The sequence below is a fragment of the Streptomyces sp. XD-27 genome (assembly GCF_030553055.1).
Lineage (GTDB): Bacteria > Actinomycetota > Actinomycetes > Streptomycetales > Streptomycetaceae > Streptomyces.
Genome location: NZ_CP130713.1, coordinates 705,668 through 720,364 on the forward strand (window position 1 = coordinate 705,668; position 14,697 = coordinate 720,364).

Below are 14,697 nucleotides of genomic sequence, written 5' to 3' on the forward strand. Positions count from 1 at the left end.
CCCGCCACGGTCATGCCTTCCCGATGAGGATGATGGCGACGACCAGGCCGTAGATGGCGATGCCTTCGGCGAGTCCGACGACGACCATGGCGCGGCCGAAGACCTCGGGGCGCTCGCTGATGGCCGCCAGCGCCGCGGCTCCCGTGTAGGCGACCGCGATGGCCGCCCCGATCGAGGCCCCGGCGACCGCGATAGCGGCGCCGATCAGGGCGGCGGAGCCGGAGCCGGAGTCCGCCGCGGCACGTGCGGTGGTCGCCGCGTGGGCGTGCCCGCCGCCGAGCACCACCAGGAGCAGCGCGAGCGCGCCGACGAGCAGGAGCGCGTCGGCGGCGACGACCAGCCGCAGGGCGGCCCGTCCGGACCGGCGCAGCAGCAGCCGGGTGGCCAGGAAGGCCGCCGCGACGACGGGAAGAGCGATGAGCCAGGTGATCACGGCGCGACCTCCGCGTGCTCGACAGGGTGCTCGACCGGCAGGTGCCAGGGATGGAAGGGGCGGCCCTGGTCCTCGAAGACCCGGGAGAACAGCTCGTAGAACTCCAGTCGCAGTGCCTGCACTCCGGCGACCAGGGCCTCCAGCGCGAAGGACAGGGCGTTGCCGACCACGAAGACGGCCGCCGCGGCGAGCACCCCTGCGGCACCCGCTCCGGCGAGGGCCGTGGTGCCCTGCCACACGATGTCGCCCAGCGCGGCGTGGGTGAGGCCGAAGGCCGCCAGCCGCGTGAACGAGACGGTGTTCGATCCGATGCGCACGGCCACGTCGAAGAGCTGGATGGCGGTCTGCGCACCGCCGCCGGGACCGCGCGCACTGGCCGTGTACAGACCGGTGCCGGCCAGGACCAGGCCGGTGGCCGCCACAGCGGCTCCCGCCGCCGCAAGGGTGGGGCGCCGGAGGGCGACGGCGCCGACGAGCAGCCCGAGGCCGAGGAAGAGCACCGCGCCGGCGATGCCGGAGGGCGCGTAGAGGGCATAGGCCGGTCCGCGCTCCCGCCAGCGGTTCACGATGCCCGCCGTGTAGGCGAGCGCGAGCAGCACGGCGCCCAGTGCGACGGCGGCGGCGAGCAGCCGCACGGGCTCGTCCAGCGGGCTGAGCCAGAGCACCGGCAGGAACCCGGTCGGGCCGAAGAACTCCCCGTAGGCGGCACCGGCCAGGCAGCTCGCCGCCCCGGCCCCGGCCACGAACGGCCACAGCCGGTGCAGCAGCCGCAGGCGCCGGGGCCGACCACGGGCCAGGGCGAGCGCGGCGAGGAGCAGCAGGGCGCCGTGCCCGGCGTCGCCGAACATCACGCCGAACATCACGACGTAGGCGACCCCGGCGGCCATCGTGGGGTCGAGGTCGGCGTAGGGCACGGTGCCGTAGGTGCGGACGAGCGGCTGGAACGCGCCGCGCACGGCCCCCGCCTCGCGCAGCAAAGTGGGAGGGTCGGTACCGCGCGGCGTCCGCAGCGGCACCAGCGCCCCGCCTGCGCCCGCGACGCGCTCGGCGGTCGCGGAGACATCGGGAACCGGGCACCATCCGGCGAGGGCGGCGACAGAGCCGTGCCGGACCGCACCGCTGACGCGCTCCTCCATTTGCGCCTCCCCCGCCAGCAGATCGACGCGGTGAGCACGCTCCAGCGCGTCGAGGTCGGGAGGACGGGAGCTGAGCCGAGGTTGGGCGGGTTCACCGCGAAGGCGGCCGAGTCGGCGTCCGGCCGGACCGTGGGTGCCCTCTCCGGTGTCGGCGCGGTCGATCTCCACATGGCCGCTCTCGGCGATGCGAACGAGTGCGTCCCGCAGGACCTCGCGGGGCGCGACGATCGCGACCCGCTGCATGCGGACAGGTGCCATGAGGTCAGGCCGGGCCATCGAACGCCTCCCATGAGCCGCCGCCGCGGGCGGCGAGCTCCAGTGCGCCGCGCACCCGCCAGGCGTCGGCGGAGAGCACCGCGACCGCCCCCGTCACCGGTGCGGAGCTCTGACGCGACACGTGCAGCAGATCGCGGCCGTCCCGCTCCAGCCGCTCCCACCAGCGGGCTTCCGCCCGCCACAGGTCGGCGACGTCGTCCACCCCCTCCAGGGCCCACCGGGCGGTGTCGGGGAGGCACTGCCGGAAGTCGGGGTACGACGCCGCCTCCACGGCCCGGGGGCCGAGCAGCCGGGCCACGCCCCGGGCGGCGTGCCGCGTCATCCGGCGGCCGAGCAGGAACGTCTCCCGAGCGACCAGCAACGCCAGGCGCCCCGCGGCCCAGCGCGCCGCTTCCGGCACGGCGGCCGCGGTTCGCACGGAGGCGGAGACCCGCATGCCGGTGGCCACCGCGGCCGGTGTGTCACCGCCCGGATCACCCCAGGCGGAGGTGGCCAGTACGGCCCGGAGTTCGGCCGGGGAACGGGTGCGGGCCAGCCGCGGCCAGGCCGTCGACAGCGCGCCGAGCCGGTAGGGGCGGGCGGGTTCGGCGGACTCCGCGTCAGACAGGGCACGCAGGTGCCCTTCGGTGTTGGCGATCTCGAATCCCGCCGCGAGCAGGCGGACCACGTCCGCACCCCGGCGCGGCTGCCAGCCCGCCAGCACCCTCAGGTGCCACAGCAGCGCGGCTCCCACCGCGCGCTGCGCCTGGGCCGGCGACACCTGCGGATCGAGGTCGTGCCGGTACGCGGTGCCCGCCAGATACCGCAGGGCGTCGTCGAGCGTCGGTGCGGCCGCCACCTCCCGAACACCCTCGGCACCCGCGCAGCGGCTCAGCATGGCTCTGGCCCGCGTGACACCGGCCACCCACCCGGCGCTCACGCGGACGCTCCGTTCCCGGATGCGGCACTCACGACGAGGCCCCTCCCGGGGACCGACGGTCCCCGGCCCCGCGACGTCGGTGGCGAGCGCGACCGCCCGGTCGACCAGGGCGGGCATCCGTTCCACGGCACGGCGGCGGATCGCGGCCGCCTCGCGCTCCGCGGCGGTCCGCAGTTCCGCCGCCTGAGCCTCCGCCAGGTGGCGGACCTCATCGGCGTTCTCCACCCGTACGGCAGGCTCACTGGACCGGGCGTGCGCGATGATCTCCACCGCTCGCCGCTCGGCGTCCACGCGCCGACGTGCGGCCTCCTCGGCCGCCTCCGCCCGGACCCGCTCCGCCTCGGCCTCAGCCTGTTCCAGGAGGGACAACGGCGGCTCCAGTTCGGCGCGGAGCTCGGCCGAGCGGTCCGCCGGCACGCCCCCCGGCGCCGCCGGACCGGGCGGAACCATCGGGCGGAACCGCATCAGGAAATCCCGGAACCTCGCCACGCCGGCTTCTCCTCACGGTCGGCCCAACGTTCAGCCCCCTTCAAGTCTGCATACGGGGCGGGACCATGTCGCGCCGTACGAGCCCGAGCGGCGGGCGCACCCTGGCGTGTCCGGCGGCCGGTAGCCGAGCCCGGCAGCCGGTCAGCCGGCCGGCATCTGAGCGCGCGGCGGCGGTTCGGGGCGGACCCGCGCCTGCACCCGCATCAGGACGTAGCCGATACCGGACAGCGCGCACGCGACGGCCAGTTCGGTGAGTGCCAGAGGTTCGGTGTCCAGCACGGCGCGCAACGGCGACAGGTACACGCCCGCCACCTGGAGCATCAGCGCGACAGCCACCGCGATCAGCAGGAACGGATTGGCCGTACTTCCGGGGCGGGCCCGCGAGCCGAGGGCCACACCGAGCTGGGTCGCGCCCAGGACGAGGAACACCAGCGATTGCCATGGGCGGTCGGTCTGCCTGCCCCACACCCCGGCCGCCAGGGTGACCGTGGCGACGGCACCGCCCATCAGCAGGATCCGCGCCCACAGGCCGGCGCCCAGCACGCTCTCCTCGGGCGGCCGCGGTGGCTGCCGTATCACCCGCGGGTCGACGGGCTCCGCGCCCAGGGCGACGCCGGGGAGGCCGTGGGTGAGCAGGTTGATCCACAGGATCTGTGCGGGCAGCAGCGGCAGGGGCATGCCCATGAACGGGCCGAGCAGCATCACCAGGATCTCGGCGGCGCCCCCGGCCAGGGCGTAGAGCAGGAACCGGCGCACGTTGGCGTAGACGCGGCGGCCCTCTTCGACGGCGGATACGACGGTGCCCAGGTTGTCGTCGGCCAGGACGAGGTCGGCGGCCTGCCGCGCCACCTCGGTGCCGCGCCGCCCCATGGCAACGCCGATGTCGGCCTGGCGCAGCGCCGGCCCGTCGTTGACCCCGTCCCCGGTCATCGCGACCACGTGCCCGGCCGACCGCCACGCCCGCACGATGTCAAGCTTCTGCTCCGGGGTGGTGCGGGCGAAGACCCGTACGTCCGTCAGTGCCCCCGCCGTACTCGTGCGGAGCTGTTGGCCGGTGACGACCTCCCGGCCCTGCCGGGCGATGCCCAGGCGCTGGGCCACGGCGCCGGCGGTCAGCGGGTGGTCGCCGGTGATGAGCACCGGGGTGATACCGGCCCGCCCGCAGGCGGCGACGGTGGCGGCGGACGCCTCGCGGGGCGGGTCCAGGATGCCGATCAGCCCGCGGAGCGAGAGCCCGGATTCCCAGGTCGTGGCGGCTTCGGCCCCGTGGCGTCCCACTTCCCCGGGCTCCGCCGACTGGGCCTGCGGTCGTCGACTGCGACCGGCGGTGGCGACGGCCAGCACCCGGTGACCCGCGCGTGCCAGCCCCTCCGCCTCGGCCTCCGCCCGGGTGAGCAGTTCGGGGCCGTCGGCCAGGATCCCAGGGCTGAGCATGGTCTCCGGAGCGCCCTTGCAAGCGACATGCAGGCTCCCGTCCGGTCGCAGGTGCACCGTCGTCATGCGCTTACGGATGCTGTCGAAGGGCACCTCGTCGATCCTCGGCAGCTCGCGGTCCAGCGCCGCCTTGTCCAGCCCCAGTCGGCGCCCGGCCGCGAGCAGGGCCGCCTCTGTCGGGTCGCCCAGCGCGTGCCAGGCGGCGGGTGCGGGGGCGAGCGCGGCGTCGTTGCACAGCAGCGCGGCGGTCAGCAGGGCCGCCAGGTCGGGGGCGTCCTCGGCGGTGACCGGCAGCCCGTCGCGCAGGACACCGCCGGTAGGCGCGTAGCCGGTGCCGGTGACGGTGGCCGGGCCGTACGGCGTCCACAGCCGCTCGGCCGCCATCCGGCCCTCCGTCAGGGTGCCGGTCTTGTCCGTGGCGAGGACGGTGACCGAACCCAGCGTCTCCACGGCGGGCAGCCGTCGCACGATCGCGTGCCGGTCGGCCATCCGCCGCGCGCCGAGCGCGAGCGCGAGAGTGATGACGGCGGGCAGGGACTCGGGTACGGCCGCGACGGCGAGGCTGATCGCCGCCACCACCATCAGCTCCACCGGCTGACCGCGTACCAGCCCGAGCGCCAGCACCACGGCGCACAGCCCGACGGTCACGGCGGCCAGCACCCGGCCGAACCGGGCGAGCCGGTGCTGCAACGGGGTCAGGCCCGGCGGGGCGCCCAGCAGCGCCGCGATCCGGCCGAACGCGCTGCGCGCGCCCGTCGCCGTGACCAGGGCCCGGCCATGGCCCCGGACAACCACCGTGCCCGCCGACACCGTGCCGCGCGCCGGGTCCTGGTCGGGCGCCTTCTCCACCGGAACGGATTCGCCCGTCAGCGAGGACTCGTCGGCCAGCAGCCGCACCGCGTCCGTGACATCGCCGTCCGCCGGAACGATGTCGCCCTCGGCCAGCAGGACCACGTCTCCAGGCACCACCTCGGCGGCCGGAACGGAGCGCTCCGCGCCGTCGCGCACCACTCTGGCGGCGGGGGCGCTCATCGCCGACAGGGCTGCGACAGCTTGCTCCGCGCGTACCTCCTGCGCGACACCGACCGCGGTGTTCACCGTGATCACGAGCAGGATCACGGCCGCGTCGGTGAAATCGCTGGTGGCGATGGTCAGTGCCGCGGCCGCGAGGAGCACCAGGATCAGCGGATCGCGCAGCTGCTACAGCACACGCCGCCAGGTGGGTGTCCGCGGCTCGGCCGCGACCGCATTGGGACCGTGGACCGCCAGCCGCCGCTCGGCCTCCTCCTGCGACAGACCCGCTGCCGTGGCGGTGTCCGGCCCGAGTCGCTCGCCACCCACCACGGGCCTCCGGTGACCGCTGGGACGCAACGTATCTCTCCCACGCCAGAAGCGATCACGGCCCGGCGCAGTGCCGACCGGGCAGGTCGGCACTGCGCCCGCCGGGGGAAGCCGAGCGGCACCGGGCCCGCGCCGCGAATATCGTGGAGACAGGGAAGGGAGGCCCCCGGTGCCGGAACGCCCACTCGAACCGGCGACCGTGACCGCCCTCGTCAAGGACGCCACGGCCGCCCCGTCCATGCACAACGCCCAGCCGTGGAGATTCCGCTTCCACTCCCCCACCCGCACCTTCGAGATCCGTTCGGACCCCTCGCGCGCGCTGCCCCGCACCGACCCCGTCGGCCGCGGCATGCACCTCGGCTGCGCCGCCGCCCTGTTCAACCTGCGCGTCGCCGCGGCCCACGCGGGCTGGGAGCCGGTCCACCAGCTGCTGCCCGACACCGACGACCGGCAACTGCTGGCGACGGTACGGCTGACCGGCCCCGCCGCCCCCGGCGGCGACCTCGCACCGCTGTACCCGGCCATCCACCGCCGGCACACCAGCCGTGAGCCGTTCGAGGAGACGGACATCCCCCAGGCGGTGCAGGACGCCCTGCACAACGCCGCCCTTCAGGAAGGAGCACAGCTGGTCTTCCCTTCCGCGTGGCATGTCGCGTCGCTGCTCGATCTCGTCCACGACGCCGAGGGCCGCGAGTCCGCCGACCCCGACACCTTGACGGAGGTGGCGCATTGGACCCGCATCGGCGCCGCTGCCGCGCAGACGGCGGCCGACGGCATCCCCGACTATGCCTTCGGGCCCCGCAAATGGGACGGCAAGGCACCAGTGCGCGACTTCGCCGAGGGCCGGCAGGTGACCGACCGCGACGCCGCCAGATTCGAGCAGGTGCCGCACCTGGCTCTGCTCGGCACTACCCATGACGAGCCGGAGGACTGGCTGCGGGCGGGCCAGGCAATGGAGCGCGTCCTGTTGCTGGCCACGCTGAAGGGGCTGGCGACGTCGCTGACCTCGCATGCGCTGGAGTGGCCGGACCTGCGCTGGTCCGTGCGCGACCCGCGCTCGGTGATGGCGTACGTGCAGATGGTGCTGCGCCTGGGCTTCGGCCCCCACGGGCTCCCGACACCGCGCCGCCCGCCCGGCGACGTACTCGACATCGTCTAGACGCGCGGCAACTGCTCCCCCGGCGGCAGTTCGAGCACCCGCGTCCCGCCAGGGCCATCCAGGACTGACCGCGAGAGTCGTCGGCCCCGCTCATGCGTCATCCGGCCCACGGTCCGACGGGACGCGGGCCCGGCCAGCCGCGGCAGGTCGCAGGCCATCTGAGACGGGTGCAGCAGGGAGCCCGCGCCCTCTAGGCCGGCGGCTCCTGCAGTGTCTGGATGGCGCGGCCGCTCACCTGGCGCGGCAGGATGCGGATCCACAGCTCGCGTCTGCCCCGGCCCAGGGCTTGGCCCCGGGACGCCGCGCGAGGGCGTCGAGCATGTCGGGGTCGGTGAGGTGTTCGGCGGTGCCCGCGACCAGAACGCTCCAGCCCAGGCCGCTCACCTCGTCGACGTGATCGGTCTCGAAGGCCACCTCGGCTCCGGCGCGGACCGCGGCCGGGCCGGCGGGGTCCGTGCGGTAGACGACGCTCCGCCCGTCCACCAGGAAGTTGACAGGCAGCAGCACCGGGGCCCCACCGGCCGTGTAGGCCAGACGGCCGATGCCGTGCGTGCCCAGCCGTTGCCAGCACTCCTGCTCGGACAGCCGCATCAGAACCGGGTGGGCCGCCGGCCCGCCCCGGCCCGGCGGCGCGTCGCGGCGGCCCGCCGTCAGCTCCTCGTACGGCATCTCCAGCACGGCGGCGAGCCGCATGAGCGCGGCGGGGTCCAAGCCGGTTCCCAGCTCCTCGACCCGGCGCAGATACGCGATCGACATCCCGGCCCGGATGGCCACTTCCTCGCGGGACATCCCGAGCTGCTTCCGGCGCAGCGCGACGCGGGTGGCGATGCTGTCGTCGCCTGAGGAGGCGCCGGCCGCCGGGCCGGAAGGGTCCGGATCGCCGTGCACGGCCGCTCACCCCACTTCATCCGTCTCCCTTCAGGGGAGCAGACCGGCCGCCGACCCGCCAGCGCAGAGACGACGGAACGGTTCACCGATTACGGCGACCGACGCGCTGCGCGACGTGATGGCGTCGCTCATCGAGATCGAGGACGTCAACCGCTACCTGGACGGCATGATCACCGCACTGGACATCCGGTACCCGGTCGACGGTCGGCTGACCTCACTGGCCAGGCCCTCTGGCGATGGCTCCGGCTCAGTGCACTCGGCGATCCTCGAGGGGCGCCGCGTGCTGGACCCGCCCCACCTCGCCGGGGAGGTGGGGGGTGTGGTTGACCAGGCGGGCCGAGTTGCCGACGACGGCGATGCTGCTGGTGTTGTGCAACAGGGCGGCGAACACAGGGCTGATGGAGCCGCCGGCGCCGGCGGCCAGGCCGAGCATATTCACGCCGATGGCCAGCCCGTAGTTCTGCCGGACGACGCGGAGCGTATGGCGGCTGAGCTCGACCACGGCGGGGACCTGGCGCAGGTCGTTGCCCGCGAGGGCGATGTCGGCGGTCTCCAGCGCCACATGGGAGGAGTGCTCGCCCATGGTGATCCCGACGTCGGCCAGGGCGAGCGCGGGAGCGTCGTTCGTGCCGTCGCCGACCATCGCCACGATGTGCCCCTCCGCCCGTAGGTCCCGGATGAGTTGGAGCTTGGCCTCGGGCAGGGCGTGGCTGTGCACCTCGGTGATGCCGAGCGCGTCGGCGACCACCTGCGCGGTCTCCGGCGCGTCGCCGGTGAGCAGGATCAGGCGGGCGACGCCGAGGTCGCGGAGCTGGCGGATGACCGTCTCGGCTCCGGCCCGCACCGCGTCGGAGACGCCGAGCATCCCGATCAGGTCGTCGTCGTGGGCCAGGCAGATGACCGTCTCGCCGCGCCCGCGCAGCTGCTCGGTCCACTCCTGGGCGACGTCGCTCAGCCGCAGCCCGTGCCGGCGCAGCAGGGCCGGGCTGCCCACCAGGAGTCGCGTGCCGTCCAGTTCGGCGCGCATGCCCATGCCCAGGACCACCTCGCACGCCTGGTGGATGGGGACGTGCAGGTGCTGCTTGGTGGTGTGGTCGACGATGGCCTGGGCCAGCGGGTGGCGGGCGTGGAGTTCGCCGGAGGCGGCCAGGCTGAGGACGTGGTCGGCGGTGTAGTCCGGGTGCAGGGCGACGACGCTGGTGACCAGCGGGCGGCCGAAGGTGAGGGTGCCGGTCTTGTCGAAGACGACCGCGGTGACGCGGCCGACCCCTTCGAGGTGGGTGCCGCCCTTGATCAGCGTGCCGCGGCGGGCACCGTTGCCGATGGCGGCGCTGATGGCGGTGGGGGTGGCCAGGCCGGCGGCGCACGGGCAGGCGATGAGCAGCATGGTCATGGCGCGCCGGGCGTCGCGGGTCAGCACGTACGTGGCGGCCGCGAGCGCGAAGGACACGGGCACGAAGCGGCGGGTGAAGCGCGTGGCCACGGTCTGGATCGGCGCGCGGTCGGCCTGGGCCTCCTCGACCCGGCTGATGATCTGGCCGACGGTGGTGTCCCGGCCGACGGAGGTGGCGCGTACGGTCAGCGAGCCTGAGGTGACGATGGTGCCGGCATAGACGTGGGAGCCGCTCCGGGCGTACACCGGCAGCGCCTCACCGGTGATCGCCGCCTGGTCCACCAGCGCCTCGCCGGAGACCGCGACACCGTCCACCGGGATCTTGTGGTGCTCGTAGACCGCGACGACGTCGTCCCGCGCGACCTCCTCCAGCGCCACCTCGACCTCGACGCCCTCCCGGACCAGCCAGACCCGCTCCTCCCCGATGCTGAGCAGCTCCTCGATGGCGCGGCGGGTCCGGCGCAGCGTCAGCGTCTGCAGGAACTCGCCGATGTTGAGCAGCCACAGCACCGTCAGCGCGACCACGTTCTCCCGCAGTACGAGCGAGATGACGGTGGCGGCGGTGACCAGGGTGTCGGTGCCCGCGTGTCTGCGGCCGCGGAGGGTCCTCAGCGCGCCGCGGAAGAACGGCAGGCCGGTGAAGACGGTGACCGCGCCGAGGAAACCGCTGGAGCCGACTCTCATCCGTGGGCGCGCCAGCAGGCGGCGGACGGTCACGAGAGCCAGTACGGCGCCGCCGACGACCAGTCGTGCGACCTCGCCGGTGGAGGAGTCCGGTGTCGAACGGGTCGCCTTGACCGGGGCGGAGGCCGGCGGGGCCTCCTCCAGCGCCGCCACCAGCTGCGGGACGTTCAGCTCCTCCGGGGCCACCCAGATGATCACGCTGCCGGTCCGGGGGAAGATCCGCAGGGCCCGGAAGCCCCGCACGCCGAGCAGCCGGTCGTCGACCAGCCCGGCGCAACCGGGCCGCTCCCGCAGCCACGGCACGATCAGCCGGACCCGCCCGGCGGCCACCGAGCGCACGACGACAGCAGACATGATCGCTCAGTGCTCGTGGTCGTGCTCGTGGCCCTCGATGTCGACCGCGGAGGGTGGCGGTGCTTCCTCGCCGAGTGAGGAACGGGCCTCGGCGAGCATGTCGCCGGCCTTCAACCGGGCCTCCTCGGCGGCGGAGCCGAGCCACCGCCCGGCGACGATCCCGCTCGCGAGGCCCCCTACCAGGGCCTTGCGCGCCGCGGGTTTGGCTCTCGGCGCGGCTTTCGCCGCTCCGCGCAGCACAGCTCCACCGACGACGCCGGAGACGACGTAGTGCGCGAGACGGCCGGCAGCGGCACCGGCGACAGCGACGGGATGCATGGGACCTCCCTCATCGAACGACGTGCGGCGGCCTACGCAGCTAAGTCAATTCTCTCCCTTTTGCGGCTTATGGGGACCAGGAAGGTCGCGGCGTAGACCGCGGTGGCCACGGCGATGACGGCTGAGCTGGGCGGGAGCTGGGGAATCGCGTAGCTGAGTGCGAGTCCCGACCACATCTCGGCCACGGCCAGGCCGGCGGACAGGGCGAGCGCCCGATACGGCCGGTGGGTCAGGCGCTGCGCCGCACCGGCGGGGGCCGCGAGCAGGCCGAGCATCAGCAGCGCCCCGACCGCCTGGGTGGCCTCCGCCGCGCAGGCGCCCACCAGCGCGAGGAACCCGAACCCCAACGCCCGGACCGGCACGCCCCGGGCGGCGGCCACGGCCTCGTCGAGGGAGGCGAACAGCAGCGGTCGGCAGATCAGCAGCATCGCCAGGCAGATCCCGGCCGCGATCACCGCCGCCAGTTGGGCCCGGGCGGCGGAGAGCCCGAAGATCGACCCGAACAGGACGCTGACCCCGGCGCGGCTGTCCGCCGTGCTGCGCGAGGTGGTGTAGAGCGCGAGGAAGAAGACGCCGAGGCCGAGGATCCAGGAGAAGACGCTGCCGATGGCGACGTCGTCGGTTCGGCCGCGGTGGCCCAGCGCGCCCAGCAGCAGCGCGACGGCGATGGTGGCCGTGAACAGGCCCAGGCGCGGGTCGTAACCGAACGCGAGCGCCGCCACCGCCCCGGTGAAGGCCACGTGGCTGAGGGCGTCGCTGGTGAAGACCTGGGCGCGCAGGACGAGGAAGTAGCCGACCAGGCCGCAGGCGGCCGCGATGGCCGTCCCCGCCAGCACGGCGTGCTGGAAGAACGGCTGATCCAGCGCACCGGCCAGCTCCGGGGCGGTCGCCGCGTTCACCGGGCCTCCCCGGCAGGGTGAGCCGGGCGGGGTCGGCTGCCGCGCAGCGGCCGCCGAGCGCGACCTCGTACGGCCCGACCGCACCGGACCAGCACGTAGGCGCCGAAGGCGAAGCTCGTCACCCAGAAGCCGATGGGGTAGGGCGAGTAGTACGCGACCGTCAGGCTCAGCCAGGTCACGGTGAGGCCGATGGCCACGGCCAGAGCCAGACCGCGGCCCGGTCTGGCGGTGAGCTCATGGGCGGTGGCCGGTGGCATCACCAGGAGCGCGAAGACCAGCAGGGTGCCGGTGATCTGGCTCGCCTCGGCGACAGCCGCGCCCAGCAGGACCAGGAAGACCACGGACAGGGCCCGCACCGGCACCCCGCGCGCGGCGGCGACGTCCGGATCCACGGACGCGAACAACAGCGGGCGCCCGACGATGGCCAGAGCGGCGAGCACGACCACCGCCACCGCGGTCAGGAGAAGCACCTGCCCGTGGGTGATGCCGAGGAAGCGCCCGAACAGCAGCTCGTTGGTCCCGCTGAGCGAGCCCCGGTACAGCGCGATGAAGAGGAATCCACAGCCGAGCAGGAACGCCTGCACCGTCCCGATCAGCGCCGACTCCTCCGCCCTCCCGCCCTGGCCGGCCCTGGGCACGGCCGCGATGACCAGGGCGGCGGCCAGGCAGAAGGCGAAGTAGCCGTAGACAGCGCTGACGCCGAGCAGAGTGGCACCGGCGGCGCCCGGGAACCCCACCACGGCGAGGGTGTGGCCGGCGAAGCTCTGCCGGCGCAGCACCATGAACCAGCCGATGGCGGCAGCCAGGACGGCGACGACCGTTCCCGCCCGGAACGCGTTGACCATGAACGGGTAGGACCAGATCTCCTGTAGGTCGGTGATCGGATTCCACGACCAGGCCGGATCGGCGTCAGCCCGGACCGGACCAGCCTCAGCCCGGACCACCGGAGCCTCCCGCCGACGGGCCCGCGGGTGGATCGGCCGGGTCGGTCGGGTGCCGGTCGGCGTGGACCGCGGGCGCCTCCGGCTGGCCGACGACCACCAGTCGGCCGTCGTGCGTGCGCAGCACCTCCACCCGCGTGCCGTACAGCCGCGACAGCGTCTCGGTGGTGATCACTTCCTCGGGGCGTCCGGCGGCCGCGCCGCCCTCGGCGATGTACACCACCCGGTCCAGATAGGGCAGGATCGGGTTCACGTCGTGGGCGACCATCACCACGCCCACGCCCTCCTCCCGGCAGATACGGCTGATCAGCGCGGCGGCCGACGCCTGGCTGGGCAGGTCCAGCCCGTCCAGCGGCTCGTCCAGCAGCAGCAGCTGCGGGCGGCGGACCAGCGCCTGCGCGAGCAGCAGCCGCTGCTGCTCGCCGCCCGAGCACGCGCCGATCGGCCGGTGCGCGTACGCCGACGCGCCGACCAGCTCGATCACGTCGGCGAGCCGCCTGCGGACGGCGCGCCGCCGGGCGCTGAACCGGGCCGGACAGGGCAACGGCGTCCCCCAGCGGTCGCCGTCGAAGCCGAGCCGCACGATGTCCGCGCCCCGCACACGTACGGAGACGTCGAAGCCGCGCCGCTGCGGCAGATACCCGATGCGGTGGTTCGCGTGCCCGGGGCTCGCGCCGAGGACGCGCACCTCTCCCGCCGCGGGCCGCAGCAGCCCCAGGAGGATTTTCACCAGGACCGTCTTGCCCACCCCGTTGGGCCCGAGGACGGCCACGAACTCGCCCGCGCCGATGTCGAGGTCCACGCCCGACCACAGGGTGCGGTCACCGATGCGGGCGGCGGCGCCGCGCAGGGAGACCAGCCGGCCGTCCGCCGGTGAGAGGGCGGCGGCAGGCCGCAGGGCGGCGGGCTCAGGAGCGATTCCGGTGGTCTCCCCGGCCCGGGAGGCCGCCCGGTTCCGTGTCACCTCGCGGACCCACGCCGACGGATTCATCGTCCGCTCCCTGTCCCCTCGGCAAGGGCTCGGGCGATGTCCTGGAGTTGGGAAGCCTGCCAGTCCTGGAACGAGGCGTCCGCCGGGACCGGGGTCTCGGTGACCGTGGCCACCGGGATGCCCGCCGCCTTCGCCGCCTTCACCTGGGCCTGGACGTCGGGCGTCGAGTTCTGGCTGTTGTAGATGAAGACCTTGATCTGCCGGTTCTCGATCTGCCGGTCGACGGCGGCCTTGTCGTGCGCCGTCGGGTCGGCGCCCTCGCTGATGGCGTCGAGGAAGGACTCCGGCGTGAGCACCTTCAGCCCCAGCCCCTCGGCGAGCGGCGGAACGATGGACTCCGACGCCCCGATCGGCGTGCCCCCGTACGTCTTCCTGATCTCGGAGATCAGCTCGTTGTAGCGGGCCAGCGTCCGGTCTTCGAACGTCTGCTTGCGCTTGTCGAAGTACGCCGCGTCGTCCGGGTCCAGCTTCTTGTAGTCCGCCGTGACCCGGTCGACCACCCGGTGCACGTACTCCGGCGAGTACCACAGATGCGGGTTGCCACCGGCCTTGACCCCCACCAGGTCGCCCACGGTCAGCACGGTCCGGCCCTCGACGGGATTGGCCGCCAGCAGCTTGGGGGCCCAGGCGTCGTAGCCGACGCCATTGACGATCACGTACTTCGCGTCCGCGACCGTACGGGCGTCCGCCGCGGTCGGCTCGTAGTCGTGCGGGTCCGCATCGGGGTTGTCGATCACACTCGTGACCTCCACCCTGCTACCGCCGAGCTGCTCGGCGATGCTGCCCCAGAAGTTCTCCGCCGCCACCACGCGCATCCTCGAAGAGGCATCGCCCGAATCCGAGGATGAGCCGGTGCAGGCCGCGCCGATCACCACGAGAGCCGTGGCGGAGGCGAGCGCGAGCAGGGTCGTACGGCGATCCGCTGTCCGCGAGGGGAGCGCACGCATAAGCGTCCTCCTGGGGGCCGAACGGACCCGCTGGGGCAGGCCCACCGCCTAGGGACACTTCCACCGTAAGCAGGAACGATTTTCAGCACCAGACA

General features: G+C 74.1%; 13 protein-coding genes. 1 reads left to right on the forward strand and 12 read right to left on the reverse strand.

Features of this window, described 5'->3' with window-relative positions:
* Window positions 1-10 precede the first annotated feature (10 nt).
* The 5 genes from Q3Y56_RS02990 to Q3Y56_RS03010 form a co-directional block, all read right to left on the reverse strand.
* Complete coding sequence (locus Q3Y56_RS02990) at window positions 11-433, reverse strand: ATP synthase subunit C (protein ID WP_304460413.1); 423 nt, start codon at window positions 431-433, stop codon at window positions 11-13.
* Window positions 430-1,827 carry a V-type ATPase 116kDa subunit family protein gene (locus tag Q3Y56_RS02995; RefSeq protein WP_304460414.1) on the reverse strand — a complete coding sequence of 466 codons (1,398 nt, stop codon included), beginning with the start codon at window positions 1,825-1,827 and terminating at the stop codon, window positions 430-432. The genes Q3Y56_RS02990 and Q3Y56_RS02995 overlap by 4 nt, the downstream gene beginning before the upstream one ends.
* 4 nt (window positions 1,828-1,831) lie before the next feature.
* Window positions 1,832-3,253, reverse strand: a complete 1,422-nt coding sequence (locus Q3Y56_RS03000; RefSeq protein WP_304460415.1) for a V-type ATPase subunit — start codon at window positions 3,251-3,253, stop codon at window positions 1,832-1,834.
* Window positions 3,254-3,394: 141 nt separating this feature from the next.
* A complete protein-coding gene (locus Q3Y56_RS03005) occupies window positions 3,395-5,863 on the reverse strand; it encodes a cation-translocating P-type ATPase (protein WP_304460416.1) in 2,469 nt (822 codons plus the stop codon).
* Between the two features lie 24 nt (window positions 5,864-5,887).
* Window positions 5,888-6,268 carry a cation-transporting P-type ATPase gene (locus Q3Y56_RS03010; protein WP_304460417.1) on the reverse strand — a complete coding sequence of 127 codons (381 nt, stop codon included), beginning with the start codon at window positions 6,266-6,268 and terminating at the stop codon, window positions 5,888-5,890.
* Here Q3Y56_RS03010 and Q3Y56_RS03015 point away from each other — a divergent pair.
* Window positions 6,198-7,187 carry a nitroreductase family protein gene (locus tag Q3Y56_RS03015; RefSeq protein ID WP_304460418.1) on the forward strand — a complete coding sequence of 330 codons (990 nt, stop codon included), beginning with the start codon at window positions 6,198-6,200 and terminating at the stop codon, window positions 7,185-7,187. The two genes, Q3Y56_RS03010 and Q3Y56_RS03015, sit on opposite strands and share 71 nt — an antisense overlap.
* 231 nt (window positions 7,188-7,418) lie before the next feature.
* Here the strand turns inward: Q3Y56_RS03015 and Q3Y56_RS03020 are convergent, their stop codons facing one another.
* The 7 genes from Q3Y56_RS03020 to Q3Y56_RS03050 form a co-directional block, all read right to left on the reverse strand.
* Window positions 7,419-8,075 (reverse strand): pyridoxamine 5'-phosphate oxidase family protein, encoded by a 657-nt coding sequence (locus Q3Y56_RS03020; protein ID WP_304460419.1) that lies wholly within the window; start codon window positions 8,073-8,075, stop codon window positions 7,419-7,421.
* Between the two features lie 247 nt (window positions 8,076-8,322).
* Complete coding sequence (locus Q3Y56_RS03025) at window positions 8,323-10,506, reverse strand: cation-translocating P-type ATPase (protein ID WP_304460420.1); 2,184 nt, start codon at window positions 10,504-10,506, stop codon at window positions 8,323-8,325.
* A gap of 6 nt (window positions 10,507-10,512) precedes the next feature.
* A complete protein-coding gene (locus tag Q3Y56_RS03030; RefSeq protein WP_304460421.1) occupies window positions 10,513-10,824 on the reverse strand; it encodes a DUF1490 family protein in 312 nt (103 codons plus the stop codon).
* 32 nt (window positions 10,825-10,856) lie between these two features.
* Window positions 10,857-11,723 (reverse strand): metal ABC transporter permease, encoded by an 867-nt coding sequence (locus tag Q3Y56_RS03035; RefSeq protein WP_304460422.1) that lies wholly within the window; start codon window positions 11,721-11,723, stop codon window positions 10,857-10,859.
* On the reverse strand, window positions 11,720-12,667 hold the full coding sequence (locus tag Q3Y56_RS03040; protein WP_304460423.1) for a metal ABC transporter permease: 948 nt from the start codon (window positions 12,665-12,667) through the stop codon (window positions 11,720-11,722). The genes Q3Y56_RS03035 and Q3Y56_RS03040 overlap by 4 nt, the downstream gene beginning before the upstream one ends.
* Window positions 12,654-13,655 (reverse strand): metal ABC transporter ATP-binding protein, encoded by a 1,002-nt coding sequence (locus tag Q3Y56_RS03045; protein WP_304460424.1) that lies wholly within the window; start codon window positions 13,653-13,655, stop codon window positions 12,654-12,656. The genes Q3Y56_RS03040 and Q3Y56_RS03045 overlap by 14 nt, the downstream gene beginning before the upstream one ends.
* The gene (locus Q3Y56_RS03050) at window positions 13,652-14,602 is read right to left on the reverse strand and encodes a metal ABC transporter solute-binding protein, Zn/Mn family (RefSeq protein ID WP_304460425.1); all 951 of its coding nucleotides are present in this window, start codon (window positions 14,600-14,602) and stop codon (window positions 13,652-13,654) included. Before Q3Y56_RS03050 ends, Q3Y56_RS03045 begins: the two co-directional genes overlap by 4 nt.
* Window positions 14,603-14,697: the final 95 nt, after the last annotated feature.